Annotated in this window: 17 protein-coding genes; 16 read left to right on the top strand and 1 reads right to left on the bottom strand. The window is 52.7% G+C overall.

The window, feature by feature from the left end; translation table 11 throughout:
• Positions 1-145: 145 nt before the first annotated feature.
• From HQN87_RS21260 to HQN87_RS21220, 9 genes are all read left to right on the top strand, one after another.
• On the top strand, positions 146-1438 hold the full coding sequence (locus HQN87_RS21260) for an ABC transporter substrate-binding protein (protein ID WP_173137391.1): 1293 nt from the start codon (positions 146-148) through the stop codon (positions 1436-1438).
• Between the two features lie 85 nt (positions 1439-1523).
• Positions 1524-2408: a carbohydrate ABC transporter permease gene (locus HQN87_RS21255; protein WP_173137390.1), complete on the top strand. Its 885-nt coding sequence runs from the start codon at positions 1524-1526 to the stop codon at positions 2406-2408.
• 12 nt (positions 2409-2420) lie between these two features.
• Positions 2421-3248 carry a carbohydrate ABC transporter permease gene (locus tag HQN87_RS21250; protein WP_173137389.1) on the top strand — a complete coding sequence of 276 codons (828 nt, stop codon included), beginning with the start codon at positions 2421-2423 and terminating at the stop codon, positions 3246-3248.
• Between the two features lie 24 nt (positions 3249-3272).
• Positions 3273-4883, top strand: coding sequence for a bifunctional metallophosphatase/5'-nucleotidase (locus tag HQN87_RS21245; protein WP_173137388.1), 1611 nt, complete (start codon positions 3273-3275; stop codon positions 4881-4883).
• Between the two features lie 168 nt (positions 4884-5051).
• Positions 5052-5507: a GntR family transcriptional regulator gene (locus HQN87_RS21240; protein ID WP_216857389.1), complete on the top strand. Its 456-nt coding sequence runs from the start codon at positions 5052-5054 to the stop codon at positions 5505-5507.
• Complete coding sequence (locus HQN87_RS21235) at positions 5500-6189, top strand: ATP-binding cassette domain-containing protein (RefSeq protein WP_173137387.1); 690 nt, start codon at positions 5500-5502, stop codon at positions 6187-6189. Before HQN87_RS21240 ends, HQN87_RS21235 begins: the two co-directional genes overlap by 8 nt.
• Entirely contained in the window at positions 6186-6998 is an 813-nt protein-coding gene (locus HQN87_RS21230) for a hypothetical protein (RefSeq protein WP_173137386.1), read from the top strand. The genes HQN87_RS21235 and HQN87_RS21230 overlap by 4 nt, the downstream gene beginning before the upstream one ends.
• 14 nt (positions 6999-7012) lie before the next feature.
• Entirely contained in the window at positions 7013-8269 is a 1257-nt protein-coding gene (locus tag HQN87_RS21225) for a hypothetical protein (protein ID WP_173137385.1), read from the top strand.
• A gap of 117 nt (positions 8270-8386) precedes the next feature.
• Entirely contained in the window at positions 8387-9379 is a 993-nt protein-coding gene (locus tag HQN87_RS21220) for an alpha/beta hydrolase (protein WP_173137384.1), read from the top strand.
• A gap of 64 nt (positions 9380-9443) precedes the next feature.
• On the opposite strand, the gene HQN87_RS21215 is transcribed toward HQN87_RS21220, so the two are convergent.
• Positions 9444-10421, bottom strand: a complete 978-nt coding sequence (locus HQN87_RS21215) for a biotin--[acetyl-CoA-carboxylase] ligase (protein ID WP_173137382.1) — start codon at positions 10419-10421, stop codon at positions 9444-9446.
• 188 nt (positions 10422-10609) lie between these two features.
• Between HQN87_RS21215 and HQN87_RS21210 the strand changes: the two genes are divergently transcribed.
• Genes HQN87_RS21210 through HQN87_RS21180 form a run of 7 tightly spaced genes read left to right on the top strand, consistent with a single transcriptional unit; the run spans position 10610 to position 17050 of the window.
• Positions 10610-11161 carry a biotin transporter BioY gene (locus HQN87_RS21210; protein WP_173137380.1) on the top strand — a complete coding sequence of 184 codons (552 nt, stop codon included), beginning with the start codon at positions 10610-10612 and terminating at the stop codon, positions 11159-11161.
• Between the two features lie 7 nt (positions 11162-11168).
• The gene (locus HQN87_RS21205; protein ID WP_173137378.1) at positions 11169-12659 is read left to right on the top strand and encodes a class I adenylate-forming enzyme family protein; all 1491 of its coding nucleotides are present in this window, start codon (positions 11169-11171) and stop codon (positions 12657-12659) included.
• On the top strand, positions 12656-13807 hold the full coding sequence (locus HQN87_RS21200; RefSeq protein ID WP_173137376.1) for a thiolase family protein: 1152 nt from the start codon (positions 12656-12658) through the stop codon (positions 13805-13807). Before HQN87_RS21205 ends, HQN87_RS21200 begins: the two co-directional genes overlap by 4 nt.
• A 28-nt stretch (positions 13808-13835) precedes the next feature.
• Positions 13836-14633, top strand: coding sequence for an SDR family NAD(P)-dependent oxidoreductase (locus tag HQN87_RS21195; RefSeq protein WP_173137373.1), 798 nt, complete (start codon positions 13836-13838; stop codon positions 14631-14633).
• A gap of 35 nt (positions 14634-14668) precedes the next feature.
• Positions 14669-15469: an energy-coupling factor transporter ATPase gene (locus HQN87_RS21190; protein ID WP_173137371.1), complete on the top strand. Its 801-nt coding sequence runs from the start codon at positions 14669-14671 to the stop codon at positions 15467-15469.
• Positions 15454-16314: an ATP-binding cassette domain-containing protein gene (locus HQN87_RS21185; protein ID WP_173137369.1), complete on the top strand. Its 861-nt coding sequence runs from the start codon at positions 15454-15456 to the stop codon at positions 16312-16314. The genes HQN87_RS21190 and HQN87_RS21185 overlap by 16 nt, the downstream gene beginning before the upstream one ends.
• Positions 16304-17050: an energy-coupling factor transporter transmembrane component T family protein gene (locus tag HQN87_RS21180; protein WP_173137367.1), complete on the top strand. Its 747-nt coding sequence runs from the start codon at positions 16304-16306 to the stop codon at positions 17048-17050. Before HQN87_RS21185 ends, HQN87_RS21180 begins: the two co-directional genes overlap by 11 nt.
• Positions 17051-17062: the final 12 nt, after the last annotated feature.

Raw genomic sequence — 17062 nt, 5'->3', positions numbered from 1 at the left:
TTCGTAAAGGGAGTGTAAAGTAAGCTGACACACCTAAAAATTTTACTGTTAGAACCAATATATCTCCATTCGTCCTCGGCGGTTCACTTGTTAAGATTGTACCTGTAACTCGAATCCGTAAATATCGAAAGGTGGTCCAGCACAAATGTTTGGGAAAAAGCTTGGGTTAGTTGCAGCATCCGCGCTGCTCTGTGGTGTAGCGCTTAGTGCTTGCGGAGGAGCGGAAGTGAACAACGGGGAAACCCCGAAACCGGATGCCAAAGCGGAGGGCAAGGAATCTGTCTCGTTATGGATTTTTGATGCCGATCCGATGTATCAGGCAGCTGCCGAGGCTACCGCAGCCGAAGTCGGCGTGGATCTGAAGTATGAGTACATACAAGACGAGACCTACAAGACCAAAATCAGTGTTGCCCTGGCTGCGAATGAGCTTCCCGATGTATTCCAGCAGCATGCCGGGAAGTCCTACCGAACTCCTGTGCTGCAGTCGAAAACGGTGGCCCCTCTGAACGATACCCTGGACTCCACCGGACTTGGAGCGAAATTCCTGGACAACCAGCTGGTCAAGGAAGAAGACGGCAATATCTATTCGGTTCCTTCCAATATCAGCACGACACTGGTCTTTTATTATAACAAAAAGCTGATGAACGATCTCGGCGCTACGCCTCCGGCGACCTGGGATGATCTTCAGGCCGTTGTAAGCAAGGCTGAGGACAAAGGGATTATTCCTATCGCCCTGGGCGGCAAAGAGAGATGGCAAGGGGATCTGCTGTACAACTTGCTTGTAGCGCGTCAGGATGTCAATGCCTTCGACAAGGCGCTGAGCGGCCAAGCGAAATTCACGGATGCCCCGTTTGTGGAGGCAGCGAAGCAGGTAGCCTCCCTGGTGAGCAGCAATGCCTTCCAGAAGGGCTTCCTCGGCTCCGCCTACCTGGATGCCCAAGAGTTATTCAAGAATGACAAAGCCTTGATCTGGATTGACGGCAGCTTCAATTTCTCTGCGCTCTCGAAGGCGATGGGCGACAACCTGGGATACATCGTATTCCCTAAGACAGGTGCAGAGGATGCCTACAGCGCAACGATCGGATTCCAGAATTCGGCGGCGCCTTACTCCTTGTTCGTGAACAACAGCTCCAAGCACCTGGACAAAGCCAAAGAATTCGCCATTAACCTGTCGTTGAAGCTTAACGATGAATTCGTTCGTAAAGGCCTGCCCGGATATGCGGCAAGCGAAGTGAAGTCGGAATCACAGAATGAACAGCTCTCCACCTATGCTTCCGATATCGGCAAAACAGCCAAAACCCAGGCGATGTGGTTCGGCCTGCTGTCTGCGGACATTGGTCAGGAATACCGTGATATGACACAGCAGCTCTATGGCGGCAATCTGACGCCTGAGGAGTACACCGCCCAATTGGAAACCTTACTCCGTTCGGCAGAGTAACACCGCTTCACAAATATAATAGGGGAAAGGCGATGCAGTCTCTTGGACCGGCATCGCTTTTCTGCAATCTGATAGGTGGTTAGTAATGGAAAGAGCGCTCTCGGATAAGAAATTAATCGCTTTGTTTCTGGTGCCCGGTCTAACTGTATTTCTGGTCTTCTATTTCGTACCGATCCTCATGACGGCATATTACAGCTTCCAGGAGTGGGATGGAATTAACCCCATGACCTTCATTGGACTGGACAATTATACCAAGATGTTCACAGCAGATAAAAGCTTCTGGCAGGCAGTATGGAATAGTGTTGCCTTTCTGCTTGTGGGCGTATTTATCCAGCTTCCGCTCTCGTTTGGTCTGGCGCTGCTGGTCTCCCGCAAGATGAAGGGACGCAAATGGTTCCGTAATATTTACTTCTTCCCAGTGGTAATGTCAACGACCATGGTCAGTCTCCTGTGGGTCAAAATCTACGATCCGAACATCGGGATGCTGAACACGCTGCTGGAGGCAGCTCACCTGGGCAGTTGGGCCCAAGCCTGGCTTGGAGATACCAAAACCGCGTTATTGTCTGTCCTGATCGTCACGACATGGCATTATGTGGGCTATAACATGCTGATCCTGTTCGCCGGAATACAGGGCATATCGGAGCAGTATTATGAAGCCGCGAAGCTGGACGGAGCAGTCGGCTGGAAGGCAGTCCGTCATATTACCCTTCCGTTATTGTCAGATGTGCTGCGGATCTGTATCGTCCTGAATGTAATTTACGCACTCAAAACCTTTGAAAGCGTATATGTCATGACGAACGGCGGACCCCTGCATTCGACCACGATGATTGCCCTGAAAATGTTCCAGGAAGCCTTCCTGAAGCAGAATTTCGGTTACGGCAGCGCACTTGCCGTGTTCATGGTGCTGGAATGCCTCATCATTGCCTGGGTGCTGAATAAAGTGCTGACCCGTGAAAAAATTGAATATTAAGGAGGACCGGACATGCTGAAGAGTACCAAAAACACAGGCATCTATCTACTGATGATCCTCATTGCCGTCCTCCAGTTGTTCCCGCTCTACTGGCTTGTGGTAAGTGCCTTTAAGGATAATTCGGAGATTATCGGCGGAGTAGTGTGGGCGCTTCCCACCGAATGGCGGTTTAGCAATTTTTCGGAGGCCTGGGTTAGCGCCAAGGTGAATCAATACTTTTTTAACAGTGTGTCTGTCACGCTGATTACCCTCTTTTGCGTGCTGCTGTTTGCTTCTATGATGGCTTACGCGCTGACACGGATGAGATTCAAATATAATGGTCTGATTCTGTTCATCCTGCTGATGGGGGTCATGGTGCCCATCCATGCAACGCTGATCCCGCTCTTCATGATCCTGAAGAATCTGGGGATTCTCAGCTCCCGGCTCTCGATTATCCTGCCGTACATTGCTGTGAATCTGCCGATCGGCGTCTACATGCTGTCAGCGTTCCTGCGGAGTATGCCCAAGGAGCTGGAGGAGGCCGCGTTCATCGACGGCTGCGGTGTGATTAAGTCCTTCTTCAAAGTCGTACTGCCGCTGCTGAAGCCGCCGCTGGCCTCGGTAGCGATCTTTGTGTTCCTGGCGGTATGGAATGAGCTGCTGATGGCGGCAACCTTCATCCAGAAAGAGTCGCTGCGGACCCTGCCGCTCGGGCTGATGAACTTCAGCGGTCAGTACAGCATAAGCTGGGGGCCGCTTGCCGCGGCGATGGTCATCTCCACACTGCCGATTCTGCTCGCTTATGTGCTGTTCAGTGACCAGATGGAGAAGAGCTTCACCGCAGGCGCAATTCTGAAATAACAAGGAATAGAGAAGGGGAACATCATGATTGAACTGGAAGCTGGCTCTAACCAACTGAGCATCGTAATTATCGCTACCTCGGATGTTCACGGCAATCTGTGGGGGTACCGTTACGAAGATGGCATGGATACTGTAAATGACGGGCTGGCCAGAGTGGCCTCCTATGTCCGGGAGCTCAGAGAGAGCGGTACGGAAGTGCTTCTGATCGACAACGGTGACGTCTTCCAGGGCAATATGCTGACCGACGATGTCTACAATAAGCGGCCGGATGCCTTGCATCCGGTTGCGGCTGCGCTGAATGCGCTGGGCTATGAGGCTCTGACTCTGGGCAACCATGAATTTAACTTCGGCATTGAACTGGTGGAACGAATCAAGCAGGAGCTGGACTTCCCCGTGCTGGCCGCGAATGTCCGGGATAAGGCCGGTAAGCTTTTGGCAGAGCCTTATGTCATCCTGGAGCGGCAAGGCGTCCGGATTGCAGTGATCGGACTTACGAACCCCAACGTCCCGCGCTGGGACGGAGGTAAGGTCGAGGGATTAAGCTTCGGCCACATGGCTGAGACTGCCCAGATCCTTGCCGCTGCTCTTCGGGCGGAAGGCAAGGCAGACCTTATTGTGATCAGCGCCCATGCGGGAATGGTCGCAGAATTCGATGAAGAAGGAGGCTCGGATGCTGCCGAACGCATCGCAGAGCTTGTTCCTGAGGCGGATGCCCTGCTGGTCGGGCATATGCATATTACGGTGAATCAGCGCATGGGGAATACCGTCATCGGGGGACCGCGTGACCGGGGGCGGGAAGTCGTGCGCTTCGACCTTACGGTTGAGCGGAACCGTGAACAGCTAAGGGTCGTGAACCGCGAGGTGACGATTGTAGATATGAGCGGCTGGGAGCCGGATCCGGAATTCCGGGATCTCGTTGCAGAGGCGCATGAAGAGACCCTCCGGTTCATTGCCAAGGGCGGCGGCGGTCCTTCAATAGAGGGGGATGGCGGGATTCTGGGTTATGCGTCCGCTGACTTCCAGCCCCCAGAGGTAGCTGAAGGTATACCGGCGGGAAGAGTGCAGGATACGGCGGTTATTACCTTGATCCAGAGGGCGATGCTTCAGGCCAGCGGGGCGGATGTTGCCGCCACCAGCCTGTTCAACGACAAGGCAGATCTGAAGCAGGGGCCTCTGACTTATGCGGATGTCTACCGCATTTATCCTTTTGATAACCTGCTGTATGTCGTCACGGTCACCGGCAAGGAGCTGAAGGCTTACATGGAAGCGTCGGCTGCCCATTTCCGGCAGTGGCAGCCGGGCGACCGGGCGATTGCCGCCGATCCCGAGGTGCCGAGTTACCTCTACGATATGTTCGCGGGGGTTGATTATCAGATTGATATCTCCCGGCCTGCGGGAAGCCGTATTATCAATCTAATGTACCAGGGCAGACCGCTTGCCGATACCGATCAGCTTCAGCTTGCCGTCAATAATTACCGCTACAGCAGTCTTTTGAAGGCCTCCAGGCTGGTCAGCGCGGTGAAGCACTGGGAGTCCGAATGCACCGTCCGCGATATCCTGGTAAGCTACATCCGCGAGCGCAAGACGATCTCGCCGGAGGCCGATCATAATTGGTCGATTGTGGGGATTGATTAACATAGGAGCAGACTCTCATAGATTTGATGAGAGATCTGCTCCTATTTGTGTTCATTTAACAACAGGAATTTTAGCCAACTATTGACAAGTAAATGTATTAACCGCATAATACACTTTGTAGTGTATGAACCGCTTAGTACACACTTGCGAGCATAAGGGGTGTCACTTTTGAACAAAGTCAATGAATGGGCCGGAATCACTTTCAACAGCCGTGATCCTGTTTATGCTCAAGTCGTCCGCCTTTTCAAAGAGAAGATCGTAACCGGCGTTATTCAGTCTGGTCAGACCATACCGTCTAGAAGAGAGCTGGCAGCCCTGCTAAAGATTAACCCTAATACTGCTCAGAGAGCATACAAGGAAATGGAGGATCAGCGCTTGATTGTAACGGAAGGCAATTCCCCCAGTCGCATCACTCTGGAGCTGGATGTATTGAGACAGATTCGGGCAGAGCTGCTCGGCACAGCCGTTGAAGCGTTCGTGGCTACCATTCGCAACATAGACGTTCCACTGGACGAGCTGCTGGATGTGATTCAGCAAAAATACACAGAGGCACAGGCGGGGAAAAGACAGGAGCCCCCGGAAGCCCCCTTTGAGAGTGGAGAAGGAGGAAATAACGATGATTGAGCTCGTGCGTGTCAGCCAAAAATACACATACAAAGAGGTGTTAAAGGACGTCACGTTCACTGCCGAGAAGGGACAAATCACTTGTCTACTCGGACTTAATGGAGCGGGTAAATCAACGATACTCAAAACGATTATGGGACTGACGCCGATTCATGGGGGAAGCATTCGGATTGATGGCGAAGAGATTAATCAGAATACTTATGAACGAGTCTCCTATATTCCTGATCATTTGGCGATTCCGGCTTCGATGAAGCTGTCTGACGCGCTTCGGTTCATGGAAGACTTTTATAGCTGCTGGAACAAGGATAGGGCGAACGAACTTATGCGTTTCTTCGACCTTGATCTCGATGAACGTGCGGGCCGCTTATCTAAGGGGACTGCTGCCAAGTTCAATCTGGTGCTTGGTTTGGCTCAAGACTCCGATTATGTGATCATGGACGAGCCCTTTGCTGGAATAGACTTATTCAACCGGGAGAGAATCGCGGAGGTGTTCTCCAGTGAACTGGTCGGCAACCGCGGCGTTCTCCTGACTACTCATGAAGTGAAAGAGGTTGAGTATCTCATCGACAAAGCAGTGCTGCTGCGTGATGGGGTTGTTGCCCGTTCCTTTGAATGCGAACAAGTCCGAAGCGAGGAAAGCAAATCTGTCGTTGACGTCATGAAGGAGGTGCTCCTCACTTGAATAGATATCTAAAGCTCGTTCATCTGGAGGTTCATCGCTTCCGGTACGCTCTCTTCAGCCTGATGTTCTTGACGGCGGCCATTCAGATCACCGGACTTGTGCATACTACGCAAGTAAGAGTTAAGGGGTGGAGAGAGGCAGCCCGCTTGGGAGAGCATTCTACACGTAACTTTTCATTTGCCGATGTCATCGGAGATTTGCAGTTCTTGTTTGCGATACCTATTTTGATCAGCATTGTAGTATTGGGTTTGTATGTCTTTCTGATATGGTACCGCGACTGGATCGGTAGAGATAAGTTTGCCTATCGGTTGTTTACCCTGCCGACGGTAAGGCGGAACGTATATATGGCCAAAGCCACTGCTATCTTTGTATTTGTTTTTGCCATGGTCTCGTTCCAATTGTTGATGCTGCTGCTGGAACGTCAGCTGTTCAACTGGATGGTTCCCTCCGAATACCGGATGTCCTCCCTATTTGCCGAAGCGGTTGCCTCAAATCTGGTGTTCGTCCGTTTCTTGCTGCCGCTGGATGGAATTCAATTTGTTGTCTATTATGGAATAGGCATTCTGGCTGTCTTTGTTCTCTTTACGGCCGTATTGCTCGAGCGAAGCTACCGCCTGCCCGGTATTGTCTATGCGATCTTGTATGTTGCCGTATGTGGGGCTGCAATCGGAGGCGCAGTTTATCTTAATCTGTATAATTACTTCTATCCTCGAGAGATAACAGCCATCCGTTTCTGCATCTACCTTATGGTGATGGGCTTTACGCTCACACTCGGCTTCAGGCTCGTCTCGAAGAAGATTACCGTATAGGGAGTGAATGACTAATGAAACGTTATATGATCACGAGCGCACTTATTCTGTTAATATTGGCTTCGCTCGGAACTTTTTATGCTTATGGTGCAGAATTGCGCCTGCCGGAATATAAGCTGCAGACATTAGAAGGGGATCTGGCCGAAGCATCCAAATTGACTCTGCTCGGGAGTTATGTGGGCGGTAAAGGTTCTTACCCCATTGAAGTGTCCACATCGGGCAGCAAGAGATCTGAGCAGACGTTCTCGAATCAATGGATGAAAAACAAGGGGCCTTTGCATGATCAGACTTTTTCTGAGTTTAAAGCGCTGTATAAGGAGCATCCAGGGTTCATGAGGGGGAAGATGGGTACTGATGGCTATTACTCGGATCAAGACACACTCATCTTTGCGAAAGCGAGTTATACCCATTCGAAAGATACGGATCAGGAAGGAACGATTCGCTGGAGTATCGATTCGCTGGATTTGGCAACCGGCAAGCAAGTCCGTTACACGGATGAACTGACCGATTCTGTACAATATACTAACGTGATAGATGTACAGAAGGCTGGATCAGAAATACACGTTCTTACCAACGTTAACAGAGTTAACTCAGGTAATGAACTTATCGACATGGTGTTTAATGCCGAAACAGGTTTACCTATTCACAGTGTCCAAGTGCCATTAGGCAAGCCCTCCAGGAACGATCGTGAACTGCAAATACAGATCATCGCGGAAAAGAAGCCGACGGCGGCCAACTCCCGGGTGCTGTTTTTGGTGACAGAGAGCAGCAAGAGAACTGATAATACCGTATCAGCAAGCGACACTATTCCTACGATATTCTCTGAAAGACTTTTTGAGTACCAGTACGCTTCTGGAGATGTGAAGGAACTGCCGCTTGTCGCTGGAGCAGAAGAAGAAAATAGACCGGGGTCTTGGACTCTCCATTCCCTGGAGAGAGCTACGTACACTACCATGCACCTATCGGAAGAGGCGGTGACAATCAACCGCTATGACCTATCGACCGGATTCGCTCATCCCCAAGTGACTATTAAAGCGAGTCAACTCGGCAAGGGAACAATCAGTCAAGCCCAGGTAGCAGACGGCCGGATTTATCTGCTGCTGCAAACTGGCGATTATTTTAAGAACAACAGCATGCCTATTATAGCAGTAGCCGACATAACTGACGGCCGGATTCTCTACCAAGGTACGCCTGCTCCCGTCAAGGCAAATGGAAGACCGGATGACCAATTGGATGACGCGCAATTTTTAAATATGACAATCATGCAATAATTATTAAGTGTTCATACTCCGTTCATATTGCCGTCACGAAGAGGACATCTTGGGTGACTATACTTCAGTTATGCCGCTAAGGTGGCGCTACAGACAGAAGGACAGGAGAAGATGGACATGGCAAAATCAGCAGAAACACAGCAGACAGGGATTAAGGGCCGGAAGAAACGGCACTTATGGTTGAAAATTATAGGGGGCATCATCGGGGTGCTTGTGCTGTTCATCGGCATCACGTTTGTCGTTAATGTGATCAGCAAAGGGATCGAGAAAAACAAAATTGAATCGTATGGCCAATACGTCAATGTTGACGGCAAAAAGATGAATGTGCTGATTGAAGGCAGCGGCGAGCAGACGATCGTTCTCCTTCCAGGGCAAGGAACCGCATCGCCAGTACTTGATTTCAAGCTGCTCATTGATCAATTGACTCCGAACTACAAAGTGGTGGCGATCGAGCCGTTCGGCTATGGCCTCAGTGATGGAACGGACAAAGAAAGAACCACAGAGAATATCATCAGCGAGATTCACGAAGCGGTGCAGCAGCTTGGGATTGACCGTTACATTCTGATGGGACATTCCATTACCGGGCTCTACGCTGTATCTTATGTGAACGCTTATCCTGATGAAGTTCAAGCCTTCGTGGGTATCGACAGCAGTGTTCCCAATCAGCCGGGCATGGATGTCAAGCTGCCGCTGAAGACCATGAAGTTTGCTCAAGATTCAGGGGTGATGCGGCTGATCAAAAAATTGAGCGGAGATCCGTTTAAATCGCTTGATTATGATGAGCATACCAAAGAACAGATGAACCTGATTACCAACCGGGTCTCCAGCAATTCAACATTGATGAATGAGCTGGGTCACCTTGGTTCCAATTTCAAAAATGCCGAAAACCTGACTTATCCGCATGATTTGCCGGTCCTGCTCTTCGCTGTATCCAATAACGAGCGCAACAAGCAATGGATTCCGCTGCATGAGGAACAAGCCAAGCAATCGGCCCAAGGTAAATTGATCCCGATGGAGGGCTCACATTACCTGCACCATACGAAATACAAGGAAATTGCCGGGGAATTCAATGAGTTCATGAAGCAGCTCCAGTTGAAGCAAGCTCAATAAGAACAGGATTGTTCCTAACCGCGGTGCCCCAGGGTATCGCGGTTTTTTGCTATTCCGTTAACTGCTACATTCTTATGCTGACTTCTCCGCTTGACAGATATTCCTCGTCACCATCCTCGTATCTGACCTTCAGACGGCAATCATTATCAATATCTAGAGCGGTTGCCTTACGCTGTATATGATCCTTCATCACCAGGACCGGTCCGCCAAGCGATAGAATTCGTTGCCGGTATTCGGTAAGAAACAGCCTGTCTGTCAGATGCTCATAATAGCTCATGAAACGGTTAAGCACTTCGGCCACCAGCCGGTTGCGGAGATCACCCTGGGCACTGCTATCCGGGTAGACAGAGGTTGCAACCCCGGTGAGCTCATCAGGGAAGCCGTCTGCCGGAAATGCGACATTGATCCCAATGCCGAGCACGGCATAATCAAGCGACCCGTTCTCCAGGGACATGGAGGCTTCTGTAAGAATGCCGCATACCTTTTTGCCTTCCATGAATACGTCATTGACCCACTTAATCTGCGTGTCTTTACCGGATACCCGCTCGATCGCAAGGGCAACAGCGGCCGCGGCGGAAGTCGTCAGCAGTGTGGATTCTGCTGCGGACAGCTTGGGACGCAGCAGGATGCTCATATAGATCCCTGTGCCCGGGGGCGAAAAGAACTTCCGGCCTTTTCTTCCCCGTCCGGCGGTCTGTTCTTCCGACAGAATCACTTTGCCTTCCGCTTCTCCGCCGGTGGCCAGGATTTTCACAGCTTCGTTGGTTGAAGGGATCGTCTTAAAGACTTCGACGCGCAGCTTTTGCCCCTGTGCATCCAGGTACTTGGCAATGGCACCGGCGGATAGGATATCCGTATGAGGCGACAAGGAATATCCTTTATTCGTTACAGCCAATATGGAATAACCTTCTGACTGCAGTGATTTTATGGCCTTCCAGACGGCGCTGCGTGTCACGGATAAGCGTCCGGCGATATCTTCACCGGATATATATTCACCTTTGCTGTCCTCGAGCAAGGCTAGAAGCTGTTGTTTAACTGTCATGGACCTAACCCTCCAAAAGAATAACTTGCCGATCAACACTCTTCGAATATCTTATCATGCTTATCTAACAATAGGAAAACTTAAGTGGGTTATTCCGGCCCAATTGTAAACCTTTAATTGATTATTGGTTTACAATAGATTAAACCTCGATTATAATTCAGCTTATCTTATTCAAGGAGGTTATCTATTTGAAGACCAAAGAACTTGTATATGCGGCATTATTCGCAGCTCTCATCGCGGTGCTTGGCTTGATTCCGCCCGTGCCCCTAGGCTTCATCCCCGTTCCCGTTACTGCCCAGACGCTGGGCGTGATGCTCGCCGGATCTTTTCTGGGCAGACGGATGGGCGCCCTCAGCCTGATCATCTTCATCATTCTGGTAGCGATTGGCCTGCCCGTGCTGAGCGGCGGACGCGGCGGACTGGCGGTGCTGGTTGGTCCGACAGCAGGATACATATTTAGTTGGCCCCTCGCAGCCGGACTCATCGGCTGGTATTCGGAGAAAATATGGCCGAAGGCCCGCACCTGGAAGCTGATCGCGGTCAATCTGGCCTTTGGGGTCATCCTGGTGAATCTGATCGGCGCATCCATTATGGCCTGGATAACGAATACATCGGTCTGGGCCGGACTTGCAGGTGCTACGGCTTTTCTTCCCGGAGACCTGATCAAAGCCGTTATTGCAGCCGTCATCACGATGCAGCTCCGGTCCGTCAGTCCGATTGAAGAACAGGCGCAGGGGTGAGGTACTCATGAACCTGGTACAGAACATTCTGGAACGTGCACAGATGAATCCTCACCGTGTTGCCCTCTCGGGCGGCCGTGAAGAGCGGACTTACGCTCAGCTCATGAGGCGGGTTCAGCAGGTATCCGCCGGACTCAGGCATGACGGGCACGTGAAGCAGAGCATCGCCATTCTGTCCGGAAACCGTATGGAATTCGCCGAATTGCTTCTCGGCGCGATCTATGCGGGATGTCTTCCTGTATTGCTGGACCCCAAATGGCCTTCCGCTGAGATAGATAGGGTAATCCGGCAGTGTGAGCCCGGACTGATCGCCTGTGAAGAACGTTTTACGGCTGACCTCGCAGAACGTTATACAGAGATTCCGCAGTTATCCTTCGGTGAAGGGCGGGAAGCCCGAAGCTATAGCTCCTGGTTAGCTGCCTTCGAGCCGGATGCCATAGCAGAGGAGAACCCCGGGCTGTTGTTCATCGGGTATACATCGGGCACAACCGGCCTCCCTAAGGGGTATATGCGGACCCATGTTTCATGGCTAAGAAGCCTTCAGGCGACGGAGAAGGCTTTCGAGCTGAACGGAATACAGCAGGTGCTTGCCCCCGGGCCGTTCGTACACTCTCTGTCGCTGTTCGCCATGATGCAATCCCTGTACAGTATGGCTACGTTTCATCTGCTCCCGGAATTCGAGGCTCCAAGCGTACTGAAACTCTGTACCCGCGAACCCGGCATGATCCTGTTCGTTGTGCCTGCGATGACCGATACCTTGCTTCAACTGGCAGCTTCTCATCCCGTGCAGGTCTCCATGAAGGCTTTGATCAGCTCTGGAGGCAAGTGGTCCGCGGCCTCGAAGCAGAGATGCCGTGAAATATTCAAGGACACGAAGCTCTATGAATATTACGGATCATCGGAGGCCAGCTACATCAGCTATCTGGAGATCACCGGGGAGGAGCCGCCCGATTCGTTGGGGAAGCCGTTCGATGGCGTGCAAATGACCATCCGTGACGAGCAGTTCCAAGAGGTCCCGCCGGGAATGGTTGGTGAACTGTACATCCGAAGCGAAATGATGTTCGCAGGATATCACCGGCTGCCGGAAGAGACAGCAAGCATATTCCGGGAGGGCTGGCTGCGAACAGGGGATTATATGCTCCTTGATCAGGACAGGCATCTGCACTTGGCCGGACGCGCCGGCAACATGATCAAGAGCGGGGGACTCAAGGTATTTCCTGAAGAAGTGGAGGCTGTGCTGCTCCGCATTCCGTGTATCCGGGAGGTTATGGTATTCGGCAAACCGGATGACCGGTGGGGCGAGCAGGTAACGGCCATGATCGTGTGGAGTGGAGAAGGGCAGCTCAGTCTGGATGAAATCAGTAAGTATTGCCGTCCCTTTCTTGCAAGCTATAAAGTACCTAAGGAGCTGATTACAGTGGACAGATTCATTCTTACCAGTTCCGGCAAAATAGCCCGTCAAATCATGAAAAACCGTGTGAGAGAAGGGACGATATGAAAGAGGCCGTTCTGGTCATGGCCAAGCGTACCCCTGTCGGAAAAATAGGCGGACAGCTAAGCACGCTCGAACCGGAGCAGCTGCTTGCCCCGCTGATCCGGGACCTCGTTACGGAAGCCAAGCTGCCGCCGGAATGGATCAGCGATGTCATCATAGGGAACACAGTGGGCCCGGGAGGGAATATCGCCCGTAAGTCTGTGCTTGAAGCAGGGCTGCCTGTTAGCGTTCCCGGTGTCACCATCGACCGTCAATGCGGTTCAGGGCTTGAAGCCATCATTATGGCTGCCCGCTTCATTCAGTGCGGAGCCGGAGACCTGTTCCTGGCTGGCGGTGTCGAAAGCGCAAGCCGAGCGCCCTGGAAGCTCCTCAGACCCGCCGCACTGACCGGTACACCAACGTTATATACACGCGCACCGTTCACCCCTGCCGCTTTTGGAGATCCGGACATGGGGCTGGCCGCAGAGCATGTGGCGGACAAATATGGTGTTTCCCGGGAGGAGCAGGACCGGTATGCGCTGGAGAGTCATCTGAAGGCGGTTCACGCCCAGCGCACAGGCCGGTATGCCCCGGAGCTGGTACCGCTTCAAGTCAACGGTTACCGGATCACGGCTGACGAATGTCCGAGACCGGATACGAGCTTGGAGAAGCTGCGCAGTCTGCCGCCTGTTTTTGCACCTAACGGGACGGTTACAGCCGGTAATGCTTGTCCTGTTAACGATGGCGCTGCTCTGGCGCTCATGATGTCGCGTGAGACCTGTGAACAGCTGAGCCTCACCCCCGTCCTCCGGTTTGTGGACTCGCAGGCCGCCGGAGTGGACCCCCGGTATCCGGGAATCGGCCCGGTCCCGGCAGTCCGGCAACTGCTTAGCCGCCAGCGGCTGAATATAGACGATGTGGATATCGTTGAATTCAATGAAGCCTTTGCCTCCCAGGTATTGGCCTCGCTGCGTGAGCTCCAGCTTCCAAGGGAGAAGGTCAATCCTGGCGGCGGAGCCTTGGCGCTGGGCCACCCTTACGGAGCATCCGGTGCGATCCTCATGACACGCCTGTATTCGGAAATGCTGCAGCATCCGTACCGCAGAGGGCTGGCAACGCTTGGCATCGGCGGCGGAATGGGGCTGGCCGTTCTGGTGGAGCCGGTCTTATGAATAGGAGCCTGTCTCAGGTCCGGCTCCTATGAAGACCGTATTAATTACCGGGGCGACCCGGGGGATTGGGCGCAGTATAGCTATTGAGCTGGGGCGCTGCGGTTATAAGGTAGCCGTGAATGGTAGGCACAGCGGGAGAATTGGACAGGTGGTAGAGGATATCCGCCAGGCAGGCGGCACGGCAGAGGGGTTCTGTGCCAATGTAGCCGATCCGGCTGCGGTGACGGCGATGATGGACGAAGTGACCGGCAAGCTGGGGTCCCTGGAGATTCTAATTCATAATGCTGGCATTATTAAGGACCGGAAATGTGAATTTATGACCGATCTGGAGTGGCAAGCCGTTCTGGACGTTCATCTGAACGGAGCCTTCTACTGCATCCAGCGGGCAATCCCCCATCTAGACCGGCATGGAGGCGATATTGTCTTGATGACCTCAACCGCAGGGCTGGCCGGATCGGTGGGGCAGGTCAATTACAGCGCGGCCAAAGCCGGACTTCTCGGGATGCTGTGGACGCTTGCCGATGAACTGAAGTCCAGGCGGATCAGGGTCAACGGCATTGCTCCCGCTGCCGTAACGGATATGACCCGTCCGGTTATTCAACATCTGACCGAGAAATACGCCAAATGCAATGAGCCTCTCCCCGCGGAATGGAACCTGGGAGAAGCGGAAGATGTGGCCCGGTTCGTTCGATTGCTGCTGAATCAGGAGGACCCTGAGCTGACTGGTAAAGTGTTCGGTGTTAACGGACAACAGATTACCCGTTGGCAGAAGCCGCAGCCCGCAGCTATAGTTACTTGCGGATTGGAGGATTTATTTGAATTTTGAGAGACGGTAACGGCGGAAGGGAGGAGTATACGCAGATGCTTGTTTTTGATCAAGTCGATTATCACTACCGGCGGGGGGTTCCCGTTCTCCGTCAGCTAAGCTTCACCATCCGCCAGGGCGAATTCACCTCCATCATTGGAGGGAACGGAAGCGGAAAGTCCACACTCGCCAAGTTAATGAACGGGCTGCTGCAGCCAAGAGAGGGACAGGTGAAGCTGGGGCAGCTGAATACCCTGAATCCAGAGGATCTCAGGGGGATTCGGGAGAGGGCCGGATTGGTATTTCAGAATCCTGAAGATCAGTTCATCACGACATCGGTTCATGATGAAGTCGTCTTCGGGCTGGAGAATCTGCGTGTCCCCGGAGAGCAAATAGCCGATCGGGTGAATGAGGCTCTAAGAGCCGTTCACATGGAAGAGTATGCGGAGGCGATGCCGCATCAATTGTCAGGCGGCCAGAAACAACGGGTCGCGCTGGCAGCCGTCATAGCGATGAAGCCTGCTATTCTGATCGTGGATGAAGCGACCTCCATGCTCGATCCGCAGGGGAGACAATCCATCCTGGATGTGCTTCATAGCCTGCACCGGCAGGGGATGACGATCATTCATATCACCCACCATATGGAAGAGATCTTGTCATCCGGCCGGGTCCTGCTTCTAAGCCGCGGCGAAATCGTCTTCGACGGAACGCCCTCGGCCTTGTTCGGCAATGTATCCCTTGCTGAACATTCGCTTGCGCTTCCTTTTGCGGTGAGATTGCATCAAGCGCTTGGGTTACGAGCCCCATTGTGCGCAGACTGGAAGGAGACGATCACCGGCTTATGGTCTATGAGTTAAAGGACGTAGGTGTAAGAATCAACGGCAAAGACATTCTGCAATCGGTAAGCTGTACTCTTCAGAAGGGGAGATGGATATCGGTCATTGGGCAGGCCGGAGCCGGAAAGTCCACCTTCGCGCAAGTGATCACAGGACTGACTCCTTTCTGTACAGGCGAATATACGCATAACGGGCAGTCTCTGCCGGGGGATAGAAGAGGCAAGAGGACAGCCGTTCCGCAAGCGGGTTATGTGTTTCAGTTTCCGGAGCAACAGATTTTTGAAACGACGGTGTATAAAGAACTGGCCTTTGCCCTCAAAGTGAAGGGAGCAGCCCCTGACAAGCTGGACGAAGCTGTCAAAAGCGTTATGGGACAGCTCGGACTCCCGGAAAGCCTTCTCCAGCAGAACCCGTTACAGCTCAGCGGGGGACTTAAGCGTCTCGTCGCTATCGCTTCTGTGCTGATTGCCGAGCCTGAGCTGCTTATTCTGGATGAGCCGACGGCCGGGCTTGATCCCCTAAGCAGGATAGCTCTGCTGAAGAAGCTTCAGGCATGGCAGCGGGAGAAGCGACGGACGGTGCTATTCATCTCTCATCAGATAGAGGATGTTGCCGAATATTCGGATGAGGTTATGATCTTTACACAAGGGCGCTTATTGGCCCATTTGGAGGTGAACGAACTGTTTCTGAGACAAAGTAAGCTCTTGGAGCAGGCCGGACTGCCTTTGCCGGAGCCGGTACAGCTTTTGAGATGGATGGAGGCTGCTTCCGGGCGTAGTCTGGAGCCAGCGAGCTGCAGGGAAGAAGATATTCTGCGGCTGGTGAGACCCGTTTGGCAGTCAAGAGGGTTGCACCATGGCGGATAACGTCCTATGGGGTCAATATATACCTTCAGATTCGGTCGTCCACCGGCTTGACCCCCGAACCAAACTGTTGAGTGTGCTTGCCTTCACATTCTGCTGTCTCTTCCTCACTACATGGGGCGGATACGCGGCGGCGACTGTCCTGGCGGGCGGACAACTGCTGCTGTCCAGAGTCCCCTTCCGTACCTTCGGCAGAGCCATCAAGCCGGTTCTGCTTATTGTGTCCTTCACCTTGCTCTATCATCTCCTGGTCACCCGGGAAGGGATAGAGAGCGGAGTCTTCGTGGTCTGGCGTATTCTTTTGTTTGTATCGCTGGCCTCACTCTTAACACTCACCACCAAGCCGCTGGAGCTTGCCAAAGGGCTGGAGCAACTGCTTAAGCCGCTGTCTGCCTGGGGAGTTCCGGTAGAAGCTATGGCATTGACGGTTATGCTTGCCATCCGTTTCATTCCAACGATTAGCCAGGAGCTGGACCGCATGATTCTGGCACAACAGGCCAGAGGCTTCGACATCAAGTCTGCTAGTGGACACCGGCAGGGCATGGCTTATTTGTCCTTGGTTGTGCCGCTGCTCATAACGACCATTCAGCGTGCCGGGCAACTGGCGATGACGATTGATGCAAGAGCTTACGGGAACGGGAAGGGCCGTACCTCCTATCGGGTGCTGACTTTTTCGCGGATTGATTATGCGGCTGGCGGGCTGCTGCTTGCATGTATTTTACTCATTCTGTACCTATGAACCGGAGTACCA

The organism is Paenibacillus tritici (assembly GCF_013204885.1).
GTDB lineage: Bacteria > Bacillota > Bacilli > Paenibacillales > Paenibacillaceae > Paenibacillus_AQ > Paenibacillus_AQ tritici.
Note: the sequence above shows the minus strand (reverse complement) of the source record. Positions and strands in the feature narration are given on the sequence as shown.

Coding starts and splice junctions, on each gene's coding strand:
- HQN87_RS21260 (WP_173137391.1), top strand. CDS start 146: ATGTTTGGGAAAAAGCTTGGGTTAGTTGCAGCATCCGCGCTGCTCTGT.
- HQN87_RS21235 (WP_173137387.1), top strand. CDS start 5,500: ATGATTGAGCTCGTGCGTGTCAGCCAAAAATACACATACAAAGAGGTG.
- HQN87_RS21245 (WP_173137388.1), top strand. CDS start 3,273: ATGATTGAACTGGAAGCTGGCTCTAACCAACTGAGCATCGTAATTATC.
- HQN87_RS21225 (WP_173137385.1), top strand. CDS start 7,013: ATGAAACGTTATATGATCACGAGCGCACTTATTCTGTTAATATTGGCT.
- HQN87_RS21195 (WP_173137373.1), top strand. CDS start 13,836: ATGAAGACCGTATTAATTACCGGGGCGACCCGGGGGATTGGGCGCAGT.
- HQN87_RS21255 (WP_173137390.1), top strand. CDS start 1,524: ATGGAAAGAGCGCTCTCGGATAAGAAATTAATCGCTTTGTTTCTGGTG.
- HQN87_RS21215 (WP_173137382.1), bottom strand. CDS start 10,421: ATGACAGTTAAACAACAGCTTCTAGCCTTGCTCGAGGACAGCAAAGGT.
- HQN87_RS21205 (WP_173137378.1), top strand. CDS start 11,169: ATGAACCTGGTACAGAACATTCTGGAACGTGCACAGATGAATCCTCAC.
- HQN87_RS21185 (WP_173137369.1), top strand. CDS start 15,454: ATGGTCTATGAGTTAAAGGACGTAGGTGTAAGAATCAACGGCAAAGAC.
- HQN87_RS21220 (WP_173137384.1), top strand. CDS start 8,387: ATGGCAAAATCAGCAGAAACACAGCAGACAGGGATTAAGGGCCGGAAG.
- HQN87_RS21180 (WP_173137367.1), top strand. CDS start 16,304: ATGGCGGATAACGTCCTATGGGGTCAATATATACCTTCAGATTCGGTC.
- HQN87_RS21190 (WP_173137371.1), top strand. CDS start 14,669: ATGCTTGTTTTTGATCAAGTCGATTATCACTACCGGCGGGGGGTTCCC.
- HQN87_RS21250 (WP_173137389.1), top strand. CDS start 2,421: ATGCTGAAGAGTACCAAAAACACAGGCATCTATCTACTGATGATCCTC.
- HQN87_RS21200 (WP_173137376.1), top strand. CDS start 12,656: ATGAAAGAGGCCGTTCTGGTCATGGCCAAGCGTACCCCTGTCGGAAAA.